The organism is Marinifilum sp. N1E240, from assembly GCF_009295825.1.
In the GTDB taxonomy this organism is placed as follows: domain Bacteria; phylum Bacteroidota; class Bacteroidia; order Bacteroidales; family Marinifilaceae; genus Marinifilum_A; species Marinifilum_A sediminis.
The window spans coordinates 538,188-555,216 of the sequence record NZ_WHKF01000003.1 but is presented as its reverse complement, the minus strand read 5'-3'; the positions used below and the strand labels follow the sequence as shown (position 1 = coordinate 555,216).

Genomic DNA, 17,029 nt, shown 5'->3' with positions numbered 1-17,029 from the left:
GATATTATTTTTTGACATTATTGGTTTAATTATTGTACGAATGTGGATAATAACTTCACAGAACTGTATTGGAAAGCATTAACAAGTATTTAACGATAGTACGAGATTATTTTCGGTAAAAATGCTTAGTTTTGTATGGTTTGTAATTTTTTGGGAGAAAAATTAAACTCTTTTGTTACTTTACCGTAATAATCAAAAACTGATTTTAAAATATTAGATAGTTATGAGTAAAAAAATGATTTTTTTGTTGGTGGCTTTTATTTGTGGAAACGCTTTATTCGCGAATGCACAAAATACTAAACCAGTAATGAAATTCGATTCAAAGGATCATGATTTTGGAACTTTTAAGGAAGAGGATGGAAAGATTGTTCATTCATTTGAATTTGTAAATACTGGTAAGCAGCCAATAATCATTAATCAGGTTCGTTCATCATGTGGATGTACTTCCCCTGATTGGTCTAAACAACCGGTGGCACCTGGAAAAAAAGGTTTTATCAAGGCTACATTTGATCCTAAAAATCGTCCGGGACCATTTAATAAATCTGTAACTGTAACAGCAAATACAAATCCGGCAATTACTATTTTGAGAATTAGAGGAAAGGTGATTGAACGTGAAAAGACAATTGCAGACTTGTATCCTAGGAATTTATCTGGTTTAAGAATGAGGAACAATCATTTAATGTTCACTAAAGTTAAAAATACAGAAGTTAAAGAAGCAAGTGTTGAAGTTGTTAATGATAGTGACGGACCAATCAATATTGCTTTCAAGAGAATGCCAGCTCATCTTAAAATTAAAATGGTTCCTGAAACTTTGCAGCCAAAACAGAAAGGTAAAATTGTTGCCTTTTACGATGCATCTAAAAAGAACGATTGGGGATTTGTAGTAGATTATTTGGATATGTTAGTGAATCAACAGCATAAACCAGGACAAAGGTTAACTGTAAGTGCTAATATCACGGAGGATTTTGCACGACTGTCAGATGCAGAAAAAGCTAAAGCTCCTCAAGTAGAATTTGTTCAGAATGTTTTTGATTTTGGAGAATTGACTCAAGGAGAAAAAGCTGAATATGTTTTTACTATGAGAAATAAAGGTCAATCTGATTTAATTATCAGAAAGACAAAAGCATCATGCGGATGTACGGCTATTGCTCCTCAAGCTAAAATTGTAAAATCAGGTGAAGAGACTGAAATCAAAGTTGTTTTCAACTCAAGAGGTAAGCGTGGTAGACAAAATAAGCTGATTACAGTAATTACAAACGATCCTATTCACTCAGAAATTAAATTGAGAGTTCGTGGTAACGTGGTTATGCCTACTTTGAATTAAAAAACGAATTATTTATCGATAATAAAAAGCTCTCCTATTAGGAGAGCTTTTTTTGTAGATTAGAATATTGTTGTTCACAAACATATATACTTTTCAAGATGTTTAGCTAACCTTACTTTCTAAATTTATAACTTCGCATTCAGAACTTATTTGAAAAATTGAGTCATGTCAGATAATAAAAAGAAAAATAACGGTCATATAGAAAATAATCCTTCCTATAAAGGATTAAAGGTAAATTCAGGAATTAGCCAACCACCATCAATTAATCCGAGAATTGCGGAGCGATTGAAAAAGAATAAGAGACGTAAGTATTCGATAGAGGATTATGTGAAGGGTATTTTGGCTGGAGATAGAGGTATCTTGAGTCAGGCAATTACATTAATCGAAAGCTCTAAATACGAGCATCAGAAAATAGCACAGGAAATTATTGAGCGTTGCCTTCCATATTCAGGTAAATCAGTAAGAATTGGAATAACCGGTGTTCCTGGTGCAGGTAAAAGTACTTTTATAGAAGCTTTTGGAAAGCATGTTACTGGTCAGGGAAATAAACTTGCGGTACTTGCTATCGATCCAAGTAGTGAGCGAAGTAAGGGAAGTATTTTGGGAGATAAAACAAGAATGGAGGAATTATCGGTTGATGCAAATGCATATATTCGACCTTCTCCTTCAGCAGGATCGCTTGGTGGTGTTGCTCGAAAAACTAGAGAAAGTTTAATTCTTTGTGAAGCTGCAGGATTCGATACCATTTTAATTGAAACAGTTGGTGTAGGTCAATCTGAAACTGCAGTGCATTCTATGGTGGATTTTTTCTTGCTAATTAAGATTGCAGGTGCAGGAGATGAATTGCAGGGAATAAAACGCGGTATTATGGAAATGGCTGATGCGATTTCGATTAATAAGGCAGATGGAAATAATGTACACAAAGCTCAGTTGGCTCGTGTTCAATTCGAGAATGCTTTGCACTTGTTTCCACAATCGCCATCAGGTTGGACACCTAAGGTTTTAACTTGTTCTTCATTAGAGAAAACAGGAATTGATACCATTTGGGATAATATTTTAGAGTATTGCAGCCATACACAGCAAAATGGTTACTTTGAGCAGAGAAGAAGCGAACAAGCCAAATATTGGATGTATGAAACCATTAATGAGCAATTGAAAGATGGTTTTTATCAGCAACATTTGGTAAAAGAACAGATTCCAGAGTTTGAAGAAAAAGTTTTAAATGATGAAATGAGTTCTTTTGTTGCAGCTTATAAATTATTAGATGCTTATTTTGGCGAAATTAAGAACAAGGAGTAAATCATAAGCTTCATCGAAAAATTTTCGTTCACAGTTTATTATTTAGTAGATTTAGCAATTAATCAATCAAAATACACATAAAATACTGTACTCATGAGAAAATTATTAATCGCAGTTGCTGCGATGGGCTTGTTTTTTGCTTCATGTACTTCTGGAGATCAATTTAAGCTAAACGGAAAAGTGGAAGGTCAATTTGAAGGTAAAGTTTATCTTTCAAAAGTAGCTGATAATAAATTGGTAAAAATAGATTCTACTGTTTTAACTGAAGGTGGTTTTGAATTTATTGGATCTGTTGACGCTCCAGAGTTATACTTTATTCAACTAGAAGGACAAAGAGCTGCTATCAAATTTTTTGTAGAAAATTCGGATATTAGTATTGCTGCTGACATTGAGAAACTTCAGGAAGCTGTAGTTACAGGTTCTGCGAATAATGATGTTTTTGTAGCTTATAATGATACTCAAAAAGTATTTCAAGAGAAAAATGAGACACTTTATAAAGATTATCAAGCTGCAGCAAAAGCGGGAAATCAAACTGCTGTTGATTCAATTCGCAATGTAGCTATGAAAATGGAAGAGGAAAAAACTGCTATAACAAAAGAGTTTGTAGCAAGTAACTCTAATTCTGTTGTAGCGGGATATTTAGCATACAGATTAATTTCAGGTATGGAAATTCCAGAAATGGAAGAAACTTATAATGCTCTTGGAGAAAATGTTAAAACTTCTATTTATGGTGCAATGATTAAGGAGAAAATTGATGTATTAAAAAGTGTAGTAGTTGGACAACCAGCTCCAGATTTTACTTTAAATACTCCTGAAGGAACTCCATTCAGCTTATCTTCATTAAAAGGAAAAGTTGTGGTTATTGATTTTTGGGCTTCATGGTGTGGTCCTTGTAGAAGAGAAAATCCTCATATGGTTGAAATGTACAATGAAGTACATGAAAATGGTGTTGAGTTTTTAGGTGTATCTTTAGATAGAAATAAAGATAAGTGGTTAGAGGCTATTGATGCTGATGGACTAATTTGGTCTCAGGTATTTGATGTAGAGGGAAAAGCTGCAAATAAGTATGGAGTTGAGTCTATACCTTTTACTATTGTTTTAGATAAAAGTGGAAATATTGCTGCAAAAAGAGTTTTTGGTGCTGAACTAAAAGCAGAGATTGAAAAATTGTTGTAATAGCGGTAAATTAAAATATTAAGGAAGCCCGATGGATTAATATCTGTCGGGCTTTTTGTTTGTAGGTTGATTTTGTCTAAATTCAATAGTTGAAAGTATGTTGTAGAGTTATTGAATTTTAGTGTACATTTCAAGTGGATTTTCATTGTTGAATGAAAAAATTATATACTTTTGTTATTTAAAATAGATCTAAATAAAATAATCATAAAACAAATGCGATTAATAAACATTATTACTCTCTTTCTGATGCTTTCTATTGTCTCTTGTCAATCAGGCAAAGTTGATAAAAATGAGAATCAAATATCGGTTAGTATATTACCTCAGAAATATTTTATAGAGAAAATAGCTGGTGATGATTTTAATATTAATGTATTGATTCCTCCCGGAGCCAGTCCAGCTACTTATGAGCCTACTCCTTCACAAATGAAAGGAGTTGCGAAATCGATAGCTTATTTTAAAATTGGTCATATTCCATTTGAATATGCTTGGTTAAATAATTTAATTGAAGGTGCTGGAGAAATAAAAGTTATAGACCTATCAGAAGGAATTGAATTGATTCGCGGTCCTGAAGTTCGTCATGGAGATCATTTTCATAAAGGAGGAATTGATCCTCATATTTGGTCTTCTCCGAAATCAATGAAAATTGTAGCAGAAAATATCTACAAAGAATTGATTCAGATGAATCCGAAGGAAAAGATGAAATATCAAGCGAATTACAATCGGTTTTTAGCCGAATTGGAAAACTTGAATCAAGTTGGAAAAAGTGTAATAGATAGTTCAGGACATAAAGCTTTTATGATATTTCACCCTGCCTTATCATATCTGGCAAGAGATTATGGTTTAGAGCAAATTGCCATTGAGGTGGATGGAAAAGATCCATCCCCTGCACAAATGAAAAATTTAGTACTAAAGGCAAAAGAGCATCACATTAAAGTTGTATTTATTCAGAAGCAATTTAATATGGATAATGCGGAAGCTATTGCTAAGGAAATAGGAGCAAGAGTTGAGCAGATTGATCCGTTGAGTGAAAATTGGTCGGCTGAAATGAATCGAATAATTGAATTATTAAGAACAAACTAACATTTGGTTTTCCTAACATAGATAAGGAATGAATACTCTTTTGGAATTAAAATCCGTCACGGCTGCCTACGATGATAATGTTGTATTGCAAGACGTCGATCTACTTGTTAAGGAAAAAGATTTTCTTGGCATAATTGGTCCGAACGGAGGAGGAAAAACAACATTGTTAAAGGTGATTTTGGGAACACTAAAACCTGTTAGTGGACAAATTAATTCAAATGGAAGTGAGAACTGTTCAATTGGCTATTTGCCTCAAGTAAATCGCATCGATAAGAAATTTCCAATATCTGTTCGTGAAGTTGTACTTTCAGGATTAATGTCTCAGAAAGGAATATTTGGTCGTTATAGTTCTGAAAATAAAAAACGAGCTAATTCTTTAATGAAACAAATGGGTATTCTTCATTTAAAAGGAAAGAATATTGGAGAATTATCGGGAGGACAATTGCAACGAGTATTTTTGTGTAGAGCAATAATTTCTGATCCTCAACTGTTGATATTAGATGAGCCGGAAACCTATGTAGATAGTAGTTTTGAAGGTGAACTTTACGATATTTTAGATGGATTGAATGAAAAAATGGCAATTGTTGTTGTATCACACGATGTAGGAACCATTTGTTCCCATGTAAAAACCATAGCTTGTGTAAACAAGACACTGTGTTATCACGATTCGAATGTAATTTCAGAAGAACAATTGAAAGCATATAATTGTCCATTAGATTTGATTACTCATGGCGAAGTTCCTCACCGAGTTTTGAAGCACCACAATTAATTATGAACGAATTACTCGAATTATTTAAGTATCAATTTTTCCTAAATGGAGTTGGCGCCGCTTTACTGGCAAGTATTTCTTGTGGAATTATTGGATCATATATTGTCGCCAAACGGATTGTATTTATTAGTGGAGGAATAACTCACGCCTCGTTTGGAGGAATTGGGATCGCCTGGTTTTTGGGTTTAAATCCTGTTTTGGGAGCTGCCGTATTTGGTGTGCTTTCAGCCTTGGGAATCGAATGGCTGACAAAAAAAACAGATGTGCGTCAGGATTCTGTAATTGGAATACTTTGGGCATTTGGAATGGCTGTAGGAATTATTTTCATATACATGACTCCTGGTTATGCACCAAATTTAATGAGTTATCTGTTTGGAAATATATTAACCGTTGGAGCCTTGGATTTGTACCTTTTATTGGGGCTCTGTTTGTTAACAGGCTTGATTTTCTCACTTATGTTGAGACCCATTTTATTTATGGCTTTCGATGAGGAATATGCAAGAACGCAGAAAACTCCGGTACAGTTTTTAAATTATTTAATGATAGCCCTGGTTGCCTTGGCAATTGTTTTAAACATCCGAGTTGTGGGAATTATATTGGTTATATCGTTTTTAACGATACCACAGACCATTGCTAACATGTTTACACAAGACTTTAAAAAATTGATTTATGGATCGATTGGATTTGGAGTTCTTGGTTCATTTTTAGGCTTATTGGTTGCCTATAAAATAAATGCTCCATCAGGAGCAACCATTATATTTTCTTTTGTGATGCTATTTATTGTAGCTAAATTGGTTCAAATCAGTATGGTTGCGATCAAAAGAAAACGAAAATCAATATCAAATTTAAAATAATGATTTCTTAAATCATTGATTTATATAAATTAGCAAAGCGAAATTTGTACTAACATAAACAACAAAATAAAAATGGCTTACGATTTAATAGTAGTGGGAAGCGGTCCGGGCGGTTACGTTGCTGCCATTCGTGCTTCACAATTAGGAATGAATGTTGCGGTTGTTGAACGCGCAGAACTAGGTGGTATTTGTCTGAACTGGGGATGTATTCCAACTAAATCGTTATTGAAATCGGCACAAGTGTTTGAATACATGAAACATGCTGATGATTACGGTTTAAGCGTAGACGGAGTTAAAGCTGACTTCGAAAAAGTTGTAGCACGAAGTAGAGGTGTTGCAGATAAAATGAGCAGTGGTATTCAATACCTTTTAAAAAAGAATAAAATTGAAGTAATTAATGGCTTTGGTAAGCTTGTTGGAAATAAATCGGTAGAAGTTACTGCTGAAGATGGAAGCAAGTCGACTCACGAAGCCAAGCATATAATTTTGGCTACAGGAGCTCGTTCTCGCGAATTGCCAAATCTTCCACAAGATGGTAAAAGAATTATTGGTTATCGTAAGGCATTAACTTTAGAGAAGTTGCCAAAATCAATGATCGTTGTTGGTTCAGGTGCTATTGGATCTGAGTTTGCTTACTTCTATTCAACTATGGGAACTAAGGTAACTTTGGTTGAGTTTATGCCTACTATTCTTCCTGTAGAAGATGAGGAAGTTTCTAAGCAAATGGGACGCTCATTTAAGAAAAATAAAATTAAGGTGATGACTCACTCTACTGTAGAATCGGTAGAAGGTGAAGAAGGTAACCTTAAGGTGAATATCAAGAACAAGAAAGGCGAAATGGAAGTTCACGAATGTGAGATTGTACTTTCTGCCGTAGGTATTGCTCCTAATACCGAAGGAATTGGACTTGAAGAACAAGGTGTTACCACAGATAATGGAAGAGTAGTTGTTGACGATTACTACCAAACTAATGTTGAAGGCGTTTACGCTATTGGTGATATCGTTAAAGGTCCGGCTTTGGCTCACGTTGCTTCTGCTGAAGGTATTTGTTGTGTAGAGAAAATTGCTGGAATGAATGTTGAACCAATCGATTATACTACAATTCCAGGTTGTACTTATACAGTTCCTGAAGTTGCATCGATGGGTATGACTGAAAAAGCGGCTAAAGAAGCTGGTTACGAAGTTAAGATTGGTAAATTCCCATTCTCGGCATCAGGTAAAGCTAGTGCTGCCGGAGCAAACGAAGGTTTCGTGAAATTGATTTTTGATGCAAAATATGGAGAGTTATTAGGTGCTCATATGATTGGGGCTAACGTAACCGAAATGATTGCAGAATTGATTACAGCTCGCAAACTTGAAACTACAGGTCACGAATTGATCAAAGCAATTCATCCTCACCCAACCATGTCCGAAGCGGTTATGGAAGCTGCTGCAGCTGCATACGATGAGGTGATACATATTTAAGAAATAGATATTCTTTATCTCAAAGCCATTCTGTATAGGATGGCTTTTCTTGTATTTTATACCTTGTTTCTTTCAATAATTTTTAAGTTTGTGTCGACAATTGACAACCACTAAAATTTAAACAAAACAGATGAAGAAGTTACTATTAGTACCTGCTTTGGCATTGGCGTTTTTAGGAACAGCAAATGCTCAAAAATCAGGATCTGTTGATGCTAAAACTCTAGACGAAATTCGTTCTAGCTTTACCTTAGATGCATCTACAAAAGCAATTCAGAATGCAATTACAAACTCTGGAAGTATCAGAGAATTATCTCTTAATAGAGAAAAAGTAGGTCAGGTTGATCATTATTTTAAATATCGAGTTGATGTAAAGGGAATTACTGATCAGGAAAGTTCAGGAAGATGTTGGATGTTTACATCAATGAATACCATACGTCCAAATGTAATAAAGCAGTTCAATTTGAACGCATTTGATTTTTCACACAATTACAATTATTTCTGGGATATGTTCGAAAAATCGAACCATTTTCTTGAAAATATTATAGCTACTGCTGATCGTAAGATGGATGATCGTGAAGTGGTAACTTATTTTAAAGCTCCTGTAAACGATGGGGGTGTATGGAATTCATTCTATAACGTTGCTAAAAAATACGGTGTTGTTCCTGCTGAAATTATGCCTGAAACTAAGGTGAGTAATAAGACTCGTGAAATCGGAAGCTTATTGAATAAGAAATTGAGAGGTGAAGGATATAAGCTTCGTCAGTTGGTGGCAGAGAAAGCTTCTGCAAAGAAAATTAAAGCTGCAAAAGTTGAGTCTTTGAAAGCTATTTATAGAATGTTGGCTTTAAGTTTAGGAGAACCACCAGTGGAGTTTTCTTGGAGATTTAAGGATTCAGATGGAAATATTAGCGAAAGCAAAACATATACTCCACTTCAATTTTTAGAAGAAGTTGCTCCTGGATATGCTAGTGTAGAGATGGTAATGATCATGAATGATCCTACCAGAGAGTTTTACAAAGTATATGAAATTAAGAACTACAGAAATGTTTCTGAAGGAATCAACTGGACCTACTTGAACTTACCGAACGAGGAGATTAAGAAATTTGCCATTGCTTCTATCAAGAACAATGAGGCTATGTATGCTTCTTGCGATGTGGGTAAACAACACAATCGTAAAGCTGGTATAATGGATGTGAATACATACGACTATGCTTCTTTATTAGGTGTTGAATTCGATATGGATAAGAAAGCACGAGTATTAACTCGTCAGTCAGGTTCTTCACATGCTATGACTCTTATTGGAGTAGATGTTGATGAAAATGAAAAGCCAGTAAAATGGGAGTTTGAAAATTCATGGGGAAAAAGTGCAGGTAACGGAGGATATTTAACTTTTACTGATGAGTGGTTTGATGCTTACATGTTTCGTGTAGTGATCAACAAGAAATATTTGAATGAAAAAGCTAAGAAAGCATTTGAAACCAAACCGGTTCAATTACCAGTTTGGGATTATATGTTCTAAGTTTTGAATTAAAAGAAATAAAAAAGAACCTCACTTGTGGGGTTCTTTTTTTGTTTTAGGAGTATCGTCTTCTTATAGACATTATTTTAATGAATTATTTTAAGCTTGAGCAAATGGCTCGCTTTTCTAGCTTCCAACTTTGCTTCAATTAAATCTTTACATCTTTTTAATGGAATCTTTTTCTTTGGATTATTTTTGAATAGTACTACAAAACAATCATCCGATTCGATTTGATGATTTTTATTTTCAGATAAATACGATGAACGATTAATAATAGGAGAGATGCCTGCAATACCATCAATACCATTCAAACTTTTCCATTTTCCTAAGGAAATAAGCCCAAATAAGGAATAGTAAAACTTATATCGATTATTGTTTGAATCGATTTGTATAGCGGAATAGGATAAAGCCATAAATGAACCAAAAAGGAAGAATAATATGGCAATTTCAGTTTTATTAATAAACAATCCGACAAGCAATAGTAGCCATCCTAACACGGAGCCTGCTTGTCCGAATAGTTTGTCGAGCTTGTTGTGAATCATCGGTTTAAAATTTAGTGAAACAAAATGCTTTTGTTAATAAACCGAATACTGATCATACTTACCCTACCTTTTTAATTTACTGATAATTAGATGTAAAAAAAGCCCCGAACAAAGTTCGAGGCTAATTTGATGAATTATTTTTTCGTATTATTTTAAACGTTTAAATACAAAACGAGTAATAAAGATTCCTTTACCGTCACCTTTACCGCTATCACTTTCTACACCACTGGTAATAAAAGCAAGTTCGTAACCTTGTTCTGTTAATTTGTTAATTTTTGAAGAAATTAAAGCATCGTTCGAAGCAATGTTTTGGAAGTTGATACCTGCAATACTGTAAAAGTTTAACAACTTAGTTTCAGCAAATAAGCTAACCTTAGCATCTTTTCTTTTAACATCTTTTTGCTTACTTTTTTTACCATCTGTTCTGTCAGTAGTAAAGGCAGCTGCATCAATAGGAGATTTTTCCTCAATAATTCTTGAACGACCAATTCCCATTGGAACAATTGATTCTACAGTTGTGATTACTTTGTACTCAACAGATTGTGCATTAACTTCAATGATTAAACCGCAGGCAATAATTAGTAATAAAACAAACTTTTTCATTTTTTTTGTGATTTGATTATTAATAAAATAGTAGATAATTATTTCAACTCTAAACTATAAAAATTATTAATACAATAGAATTTCAACTTTATTCTTTTGTATTAAGTTTTCCATTTCATTTTTGTGTTTTTGCGTAATCAACTATAGTGCCAAAAAATCATTATAAGTAAATGTTATAAGTGCATAAGAAAAGATAATGTGAACCTATGGATATTTGTAACAGAAATAAGAAACAAATCATTTATAAAAAACAAATATCATGAAGAACGTTAAAAGCAATCAGGAAACTTTAGAGTTAACAGCAAAAGAGAGAGAAATTGAACAATTACAGATCTTATTAGCAAATTATCAATTGTATTATCAGAACTTGAGAAATTTTCATTGGAATGTACGTGGAAATTCCTTCTTCGAATTGCACACTAAATTTGAGGAGTTGTATAATGATGCCAGCGATAAAGTAGATGAAATTGCTGAGAGAATCTTAACATTAGATGGGCATCCACTGGGTAATTTTTCTGACTATGTTGCAATTTCAAGTATTGCGGAAGCCAATTCAAATTGTTCTGGAAATGAGATGGTAGAGCAGGTAATTGAAGCTCACAATACAATTGTGCTAAAAGTTAAAGATGTTATAGCAAGTGCTAATGAGAATGATGATGAAGGAACACTAGATATACTGCCAGCCTATGTTTCTTATTTAGAGAAAATGAATTGGATGTTTAAAGCTTACTTGAAGTAATAATAAATTTGGGAATGATAAGCCTCCGAGTATTCGGAGGCTTTTATGTTTTTACTTACTCTTCAATATCAAGTATTGGTGGGAAATTCATGTATTCTTCACTAAAATCTTCCATTTGCTTCGTTATTCTATTACAAAAGACAATTCTCTGAGATTTTGGAATGTATGGAGCCAGTCGGTTGATTTCCGATAAAATTTGATCTCTCATAATTTGTTCTGCATCATCAACAATAAACATTTTTAAGCTGTTAAGGTTGATTCCACTGTTACAATAAAGTTCATTAAATTTTTTAGCTGTGGCGATAACCACATCCGAACCAGCGTAAACCTTATCACGAAGATCAAGTAAATTACCAGCATCCCCTTCGCTAAAAACACGTAAGTCGGTATTTTTGCCTAGTAGGAGAAATTGCTCTTTCATTTCAATGGCTTTTTCTCTGGTAGCAACAACAATAATAGCTCTTGGAACATCTTCAAATTCAGATTTAAGTTGTTGAATTACACTAATTACAATTGTACTTGATCTACCACTTTTATCATCAGCTCTTACAATTAAATCGGCTCCACTTTTTATTTTAGAGATACTCGATTTCTGAACTTTTTTAGGAGATTCGAAGCCAGCTTCTTCAAGTGCTTCCAATAAATGCGGATCTAATTTTTTTAAGAACATTGTAATGAATTGAATTTAGTTTGATTGCGCAAATTTAAAAAATAATTGTGCAATTAACTAAATTCATAAAAATAGAAGCCAGACACATTTTATATATGCCTGGCTATATCTTTAAAGGTGTTTGGCAAGTTTCATCAATCGTATAAATTCACTTCTGTATCCCTCAGTATCTTCACCTTTTGAATTTTGAGCCAAATTAATTAGCATTTTATAGTTGCATTTTCCTTTGTGCTCCGATTCTCTTAAGAGCATCCCAAATCCGGCAACAGCGGCTGAGAACTTATAATTGTTTGATAAATAATCAGAATCGATTACTTGCATCGGTATTTCTTTAATTAATAATTGGCTTTTATTCTCATCAGGTTTTTTGTATCTGAATTTTACCGTAGCAATTTCATTCTTGTTTAAAGCATTGGAATTTAATGTAGTGTTCTGATATTTTAAATCCTGAACTTTTTTATTTTTTCTTTGGTTTAGTTTAATTTCATATAAGGCTGTAACCGTATGACCAGAGCCCAATTCTCCTGCATCTTTTTTGTCATCATCAAAATCTTCCTTATTAAGCATTCTGTTCTCGTATCCGATTAATCGATATTTGGCTACAAGTGCAGGATTGAATTCAATTTGGATTTTTACATCCTTGGCAATGGTAAAAAGTGTTCCTCCAAATTCGTTGACCAAAACTTTTTTCGCTTCCAGAATATTATCGATGTAGGAGTAATTGCCATTTCCTTTATCTGCAATAATTTCCATTTTATCATCTTTGTAATTTCCCATTCCAAAACCTAAAACAGAAATAAAAACACCATTATTTCTCTCCTTCTCAATTAATCGTTCCATTTCGGCATTGCTCGATATACCAACATTAAAATCACCATCGGTAGCCAAAATGATTCTGTTGTTGCCGCCATCTATAAAATTCTCACGAGCAACTTTATAGGCTTGCTTTAGTCCTGCTGCTCCAGCAGTTGAACCTCCAGCATTCAATCTATTTAAGGAGTTAAGAATTTTTTCCTTATTACTTCCTTTTGTTGATGGAAGAATCAAACCGGAATTTCCAGCATAAACTACAATGGCAACTTTATCTTCAGGACGAAGCTGATTTACCAAAAGTTTAAATGCTTTTTTTAGCAATGGGAGTTTATTTGGAGAATCCATGGAACCCGAAACATCTAGCAGAAATACTAGGTTAGAAGCCGGTAGTTCTTCTGTCTCAATTTTTTTGCCTTGTAAGCCAATATGCAATAGTAAATTATCATTGTTCCATGGACATTCCGATATTTCGTTGTGAATAGCAAATGGGTGTTTGCCAGTAGGTTGATCGTATTCGTAATTAAAATAGTTGATCATTTCTTCAATTCGAACGGCGTCAAGAGGTGGAGTGCGACCATCGGTTAAAAAACGGCGAACATTGCTGTACGAAGCCGCATCAACATCAATTGAAAATGTGGAAACAGGACTTTTTATTGCATCTCTGTATCTATTTTCTCTTATTGTAGAGTAGCCTTCAGTGTTATGATCCAGATTAAAATATATATTGGATTCTTCACATTCCATCATGTCATATTTAACATGCCTTCCTTTATTTTTTCGTTTAAATATTCCAGCAACCCGTCCGCTTAAAGATTGTGAAGAATATCCACAAACTATGACTTCATCAACACTAACAGCGTCTGATTTTAGGACTACATCTATTACAGTTTGATCTTCCACTTTAATTTCTACTGTGACCATGCCAACAAATGAATACACTAGAATATCTCCTTTCGAGGCTTCTATTAAATACTCACCATCAAAATTTGTTGATGCCCCTATTGATGTTCCTTTAATAACAATGCTTACTCCTGGTATTGCAAGTTTATCTTCGCCTGTTACCGTACCTTTAATGCTTTTTGCTGATAAGGAAAATGAAATAAATATTCCAATAAGACTGATTAATAATGCTTTTGTTCTCATAGCTTTTATTTTAATGATAAAATTGTTTTGCTTTTATCACTAGGATGCGAGGGAAGAATTAATTCCATAAAATATTTTCATCTTTTTTTAGAAATGGTTAACTAGCATTAAGATTTAATTTGATAATTACGCTCAAAGAGTACATGTTCTGGTCCCAAAAAAATCAAAAAAAATATAAAGATCATGAGTTGCTGGATAGTTTTATTACTTCCGGTGATTTGGAAAATTTGGGTGTGCTTTATTCTCGTTATATGCACCTGGTTTATGGTGTATGCTTAAAATATCTGAAGGATAGAGAAAGAGCAAAAGATGCTGTGAATGTGATTTTTGAACATCTTATTACTGAAATACCTAAATTTGAGATTAAGAATTTTAAGAGTTGGTTATTTGTGGTTTGTAAGAATTTTTGTTTGATGGAAATTCGCAAACAAAAGAGTCGTAAAACTCAATCAGACAAATTTTTACTTATTCAAGATATGGAATCGGAGGAAGTTTTGCATCCTATTGATGAAAGTCCCGATTTAAAACTGGAAGAAAGTTTAAAAAAATGTATTGATCGACTAAAAGAACAACAACAGAAATGTATCCTATCTTTTTATTACGAAGAGAAGTGTTACAAGGAGATTTCGGAAACATTAAATTTGCCGATAAACAAAGTAAAAAGCTATATACAAAACGGAAAAAGAAATTTGAAAATTTGTTTGGAACAATTTGAAAAACAAAATGAAGCTTAAGAAAAATACTACATATCATCGATTTTTAGACTATTTCGGTAATAAAATGCCGAATAAGGAAGCTCATGATTTTGAGAAATCGATGATGCAGGATGATTTTGAAAGCGAGGCTTATGATGGATTATCGAAATTGGAAGAACATCAACTTGAAATAGATTTACAGGAACTAAATTTGGGATTACAATCTAGAATAAAATCAAAAAAGAGACGGATTGCAATCTGGCTTCCTTATGCTGCGAGTATAATTGTATTACTTGGATTAAGCGTAGTTCTACTCTATATCAATCAAAATTCTCCATTGGATGAGCTTGTAAGTCAGGAAATAAAGGAGGAAGAAAATCTTGTTCTAAAAACTAAAGTTTATTCGGATACTTTAGAAAAGCAGATTATAAAAAAGCAAGGATCTGATGATAATATCGAGGAAATACCGGAATCAGAATATGTTAGAGATGATTCGGATATCTCTGAGGAGATGCCTGTAATGTTAGAGGAAGATAGACAGGAAGATGTTGAATTGGTAAAAGTTGAAAGTATTACGAAGGCGAAATTCTTAATTGCTAAAGTGCAACGAGAATCGGAGACGGTGAGTGATTCGAACTTAAAAGCTGAGCCAGTTGAAAAGGAATTGTCTGGTAAGGTAGCGGGACTTGTAGTGAATAAAAGAGATGATTCTATTCAAATAAGAGGAATTGCGAGTTTGTCTAAAAGTTCTGGAATTCGTCAAATTAAGGGAATAGTACTTGATGAAGAAAATATGCCATTACCAGGTGCAAGTATTGTTGTAAAAGGAACAAATCAGGGAGTTCTTACTGATATTGATGGAAAATTTGAGATGAGTTTAACGGATACAAATCCAAACTATAAATTGACTGCATCCTTTATCGGTTTAAAGCCTAAAGAAATGGATATAGCAGATTCTCTTTTGGTTGTTTTGGAACAGGACAATGTGTCTATGAATGAGGTTGTGGTGACAGCTTATGGAACTAAAAAAGAAAAATTTGTAACAGGTTCGGCTACCGAAGTGAAAATGGAAGAGTCGGGAAGATCCTGGAACAAAGCCAAGCCTTCTGTTTCCAAAAACTTAAAAGAGTATAAGAAATTATTAATTGCTGAAATAAAGAATACCGAAATCATCAATAAGAGAGTGAAGCTGAAAATTTCATTCCATATGAGTTCAAGTGGTAGAATTGAAAAAATTAAAGTAAAAGGTACTACAGATAAAGGTCTTATAAATAGAGTTAAGCTATTAATAGAGCAAGGAGAAAATTGGACTGCAGCTAAATCCAATGGCAATTTTGTAGAATCAACCGTGAGATTTACACTTAGAATTGATTCGGAATAAATCTACATTTTCTTGTTTATCAGGTAAACTCCTAATAAAATACAAGTCATACAAATTACGTGTAAAGATGTAATTTTTTCGCCATCAATAACTCCCCAAAAAATAGCGAAAATTGGAATAATATAAGTTACAGATGAGGCATAAACCGCTGAAATATGACGAATTAAACTGTTCATTAATAGCATAGCTAAGGCAGTGCCAATAATTCCTAATGCCGCTAATGCAAGAAAGTGAATTGCCCATCCTTGGGAAGCAAAAACGGGTTCAAAATCAGTTGTAAGTAGATAGATTAATGCGGCAGGTCCGGTAAAGAAAAATGCCAAAGATGTGATTTGTACTCCTGTTAAATGAGATAATCTGGCTTTTATTTCATTGATATTTATTCCGTAAAATATTGTTGCCAATACAATTAATAATGCATAGCTATTTATATTCTGAAATGATAAATCTTCTCCCGAAGTAATTAAACCTAGTGCGCCAATTAAACCGATTACCAAACCAGCTACTTGTAGCCATTTGAATTTGGTTTTATGAAATAGCATTCCAACAACCAATGTAAATATTGGAGTTAATGAATTCAACATTCCAGCTAATGCGCTATCAATTTGTGTTTGAGCTTCGGTAAATAAAAAGGCAGGAATAAAACTTCCGATGAATCCTGCAATCAATAAGCTTTTTAAATCTTTTCGCTTAAGTAATTTTAGATTTTTTATGGAATAAGGAAGTAAAACAACAGATGCTAATAGCATTCTGATTCCTGCTGCTTGCTCGCTGCTAAAACTTTTTAATCCTATTTTCATTAATATGAATGAACTTCCCCAAACAAAGGCGAGTAGCAATAATATAGAAAACTGAAACCAAGGTTTTTTCCAATTCATAGTGAGTGATTTTGAGTGCTCGAATGTACTTGAAATATATTTGAGAACAAAGTGACTTATTCGACTCGTTTATGGATCAA

At 33.5% G+C, this 17,029-nt stretch carries 16 protein-coding genes; 11 read left to right on the top strand and 5 right to left on the bottom strand.

What is annotated here, in order from left to right; translation table 11 throughout:
* Window positions 1-223 precede the first annotated feature (223 nt).
* The 8 genes from GCQ56_RS11255 to GCQ56_RS11220 all read left to right on the top strand — a co-directional run bounded on the left by GCQ56_RS11255 (window position 224) and on the right by GCQ56_RS11220 (window position 9,485).
* Window positions 224-1,324 carry a DUF1573 domain-containing protein gene (locus GCQ56_RS11255; RefSeq protein ID WP_152734552.1) on the top strand — a complete coding sequence of 367 codons (1,101 nt, stop codon included), beginning with the start codon at window positions 224-226 and terminating at the stop codon, window positions 1,322-1,324.
* A gap of 165 nt (window positions 1,325-1,489) precedes the next feature.
* Window positions 1,490-2,623, top strand: a complete 1,134-nt coding sequence (meaB, locus tag GCQ56_RS11250; RefSeq protein ID WP_152734551.1) for a methylmalonyl Co-A mutase-associated GTPase MeaB — start codon at window positions 1,490-1,492, stop codon at window positions 2,621-2,623.
* Between the two features lie 93 nt (window positions 2,624-2,716).
* Complete coding sequence (locus GCQ56_RS11245; protein WP_152734550.1) at window positions 2,717-3,799, top strand: TlpA disulfide reductase family protein; 1,083 nt, start codon at window positions 2,717-2,719, stop codon at window positions 3,797-3,799.
* A gap of 213 nt (window positions 3,800-4,012) precedes the next feature.
* The gene (locus GCQ56_RS11240) at window positions 4,013-4,879 is read left to right on the top strand and encodes a metal ABC transporter solute-binding protein, Zn/Mn family (RefSeq protein WP_152734549.1); all 867 of its coding nucleotides are present in this window, start codon (window positions 4,013-4,015) and stop codon (window positions 4,877-4,879) included.
* Between the two features lie 28 nt (window positions 4,880-4,907).
* Entirely contained in the window at window positions 4,908-5,648 is a 741-nt protein-coding gene (locus GCQ56_RS11235; protein WP_152734548.1) for a metal ABC transporter ATP-binding protein, read from the top strand.
* A gap of 2 nt (window positions 5,649-5,650) precedes the next feature.
* Window positions 5,651-6,502, top strand: coding sequence for a metal ABC transporter permease (locus tag GCQ56_RS11230; RefSeq protein WP_152734547.1), 852 nt, complete (start codon window positions 5,651-5,653; stop codon window positions 6,500-6,502).
* Between the two features lie 72 nt (window positions 6,503-6,574).
* Window positions 6,575-7,966: a dihydrolipoyl dehydrogenase gene (lpdA, locus tag GCQ56_RS11225; RefSeq protein ID WP_152734546.1), complete on the top strand. Its 1,392-nt coding sequence runs from the start codon at window positions 6,575-6,577 to the stop codon at window positions 7,964-7,966.
* 130 nt (window positions 7,967-8,096) lie between these two features.
* On the top strand, window positions 8,097-9,485 hold the full coding sequence (locus tag GCQ56_RS11220; RefSeq protein ID WP_152734545.1) for an aminopeptidase C: 1,389 nt from the start codon (window positions 8,097-8,099) through the stop codon (window positions 9,483-9,485).
* Between the two features lie 86 nt (window positions 9,486-9,571).
* Here the strand turns inward: GCQ56_RS11220 and GCQ56_RS11215 are convergent, their stop codons facing one another.
* Entirely contained in the window at window positions 9,572-10,027 is a 456-nt protein-coding gene (locus tag GCQ56_RS11215) for a hypothetical protein (protein ID WP_152734544.1), read from the bottom strand.
* 147 nt (window positions 10,028-10,174) lie between these two features.
* Window positions 10,175-10,630: a hypothetical protein gene (locus GCQ56_RS11210; RefSeq protein WP_152734543.1), complete on the bottom strand. Its 456-nt coding sequence runs from the start codon at window positions 10,628-10,630 to the stop codon at window positions 10,175-10,177.
* Window positions 10,631-10,889: 259 nt separating this feature from the next.
* Between GCQ56_RS11210 and GCQ56_RS11205 the strand changes: the two genes are divergently transcribed.
* Window positions 10,890-11,369, top strand: a complete 480-nt coding sequence (locus GCQ56_RS11205) for a Dps family protein (protein ID WP_152734542.1) — start codon at window positions 10,890-10,892, stop codon at window positions 11,367-11,369.
* Window positions 11,370-11,424: 55 nt separating this feature from the next.
* On the opposite strand, the gene GCQ56_RS11200 is transcribed toward GCQ56_RS11205, so the two are convergent.
* On the bottom strand, window positions 11,425-12,039 hold the full coding sequence (locus GCQ56_RS11200) for a DEAD/DEAH box helicase (protein WP_152734541.1): 615 nt from the start codon (window positions 12,037-12,039) through the stop codon (window positions 11,425-11,427).
* A gap of 111 nt (window positions 12,040-12,150) precedes the next feature.
* Window positions 12,151-13,995 carry a von Willebrand factor type A domain-containing protein gene (locus GCQ56_RS11195; RefSeq protein ID WP_152734540.1) on the bottom strand — a complete coding sequence of 615 codons (1,845 nt, stop codon included), beginning with the start codon at window positions 13,993-13,995 and terminating at the stop codon, window positions 12,151-12,153.
* A gap of 143 nt (window positions 13,996-14,138) precedes the next feature.
* Here GCQ56_RS11195 and GCQ56_RS11190 point away from each other — a divergent pair, with 143 nt between their 5' ends.
* Together GCQ56_RS11190 and GCQ56_RS11185 are read left to right on the top strand one after the other, a co-directional pair.
* Complete coding sequence (locus GCQ56_RS11190; RefSeq protein WP_152734539.1) at window positions 14,139-14,729, top strand: RNA polymerase sigma factor; 591 nt, start codon at window positions 14,139-14,141, stop codon at window positions 14,727-14,729.
* On the top strand, window positions 14,719-16,071 hold the full coding sequence (locus tag GCQ56_RS11185) for a carboxypeptidase-like regulatory domain-containing protein (RefSeq protein WP_152734538.1): 1,353 nt from the start codon (window positions 14,719-14,721) through the stop codon (window positions 16,069-16,071). The genes GCQ56_RS11190 and GCQ56_RS11185 overlap by 11 nt, the downstream gene beginning before the upstream one ends.
* A 2-nt stretch (window positions 16,072-16,073) precedes the next feature.
* On the opposite strand, the gene GCQ56_RS11180 is transcribed toward GCQ56_RS11185, so the two are convergent.
* Window positions 16,074-16,949, bottom strand: a complete 876-nt coding sequence (locus tag GCQ56_RS11180) for a DMT family transporter (RefSeq protein ID WP_152734537.1) — start codon at window positions 16,947-16,949, stop codon at window positions 16,074-16,076.
* Between the last annotated feature and the right edge of the window lie 80 nt (window positions 16,950-17,029).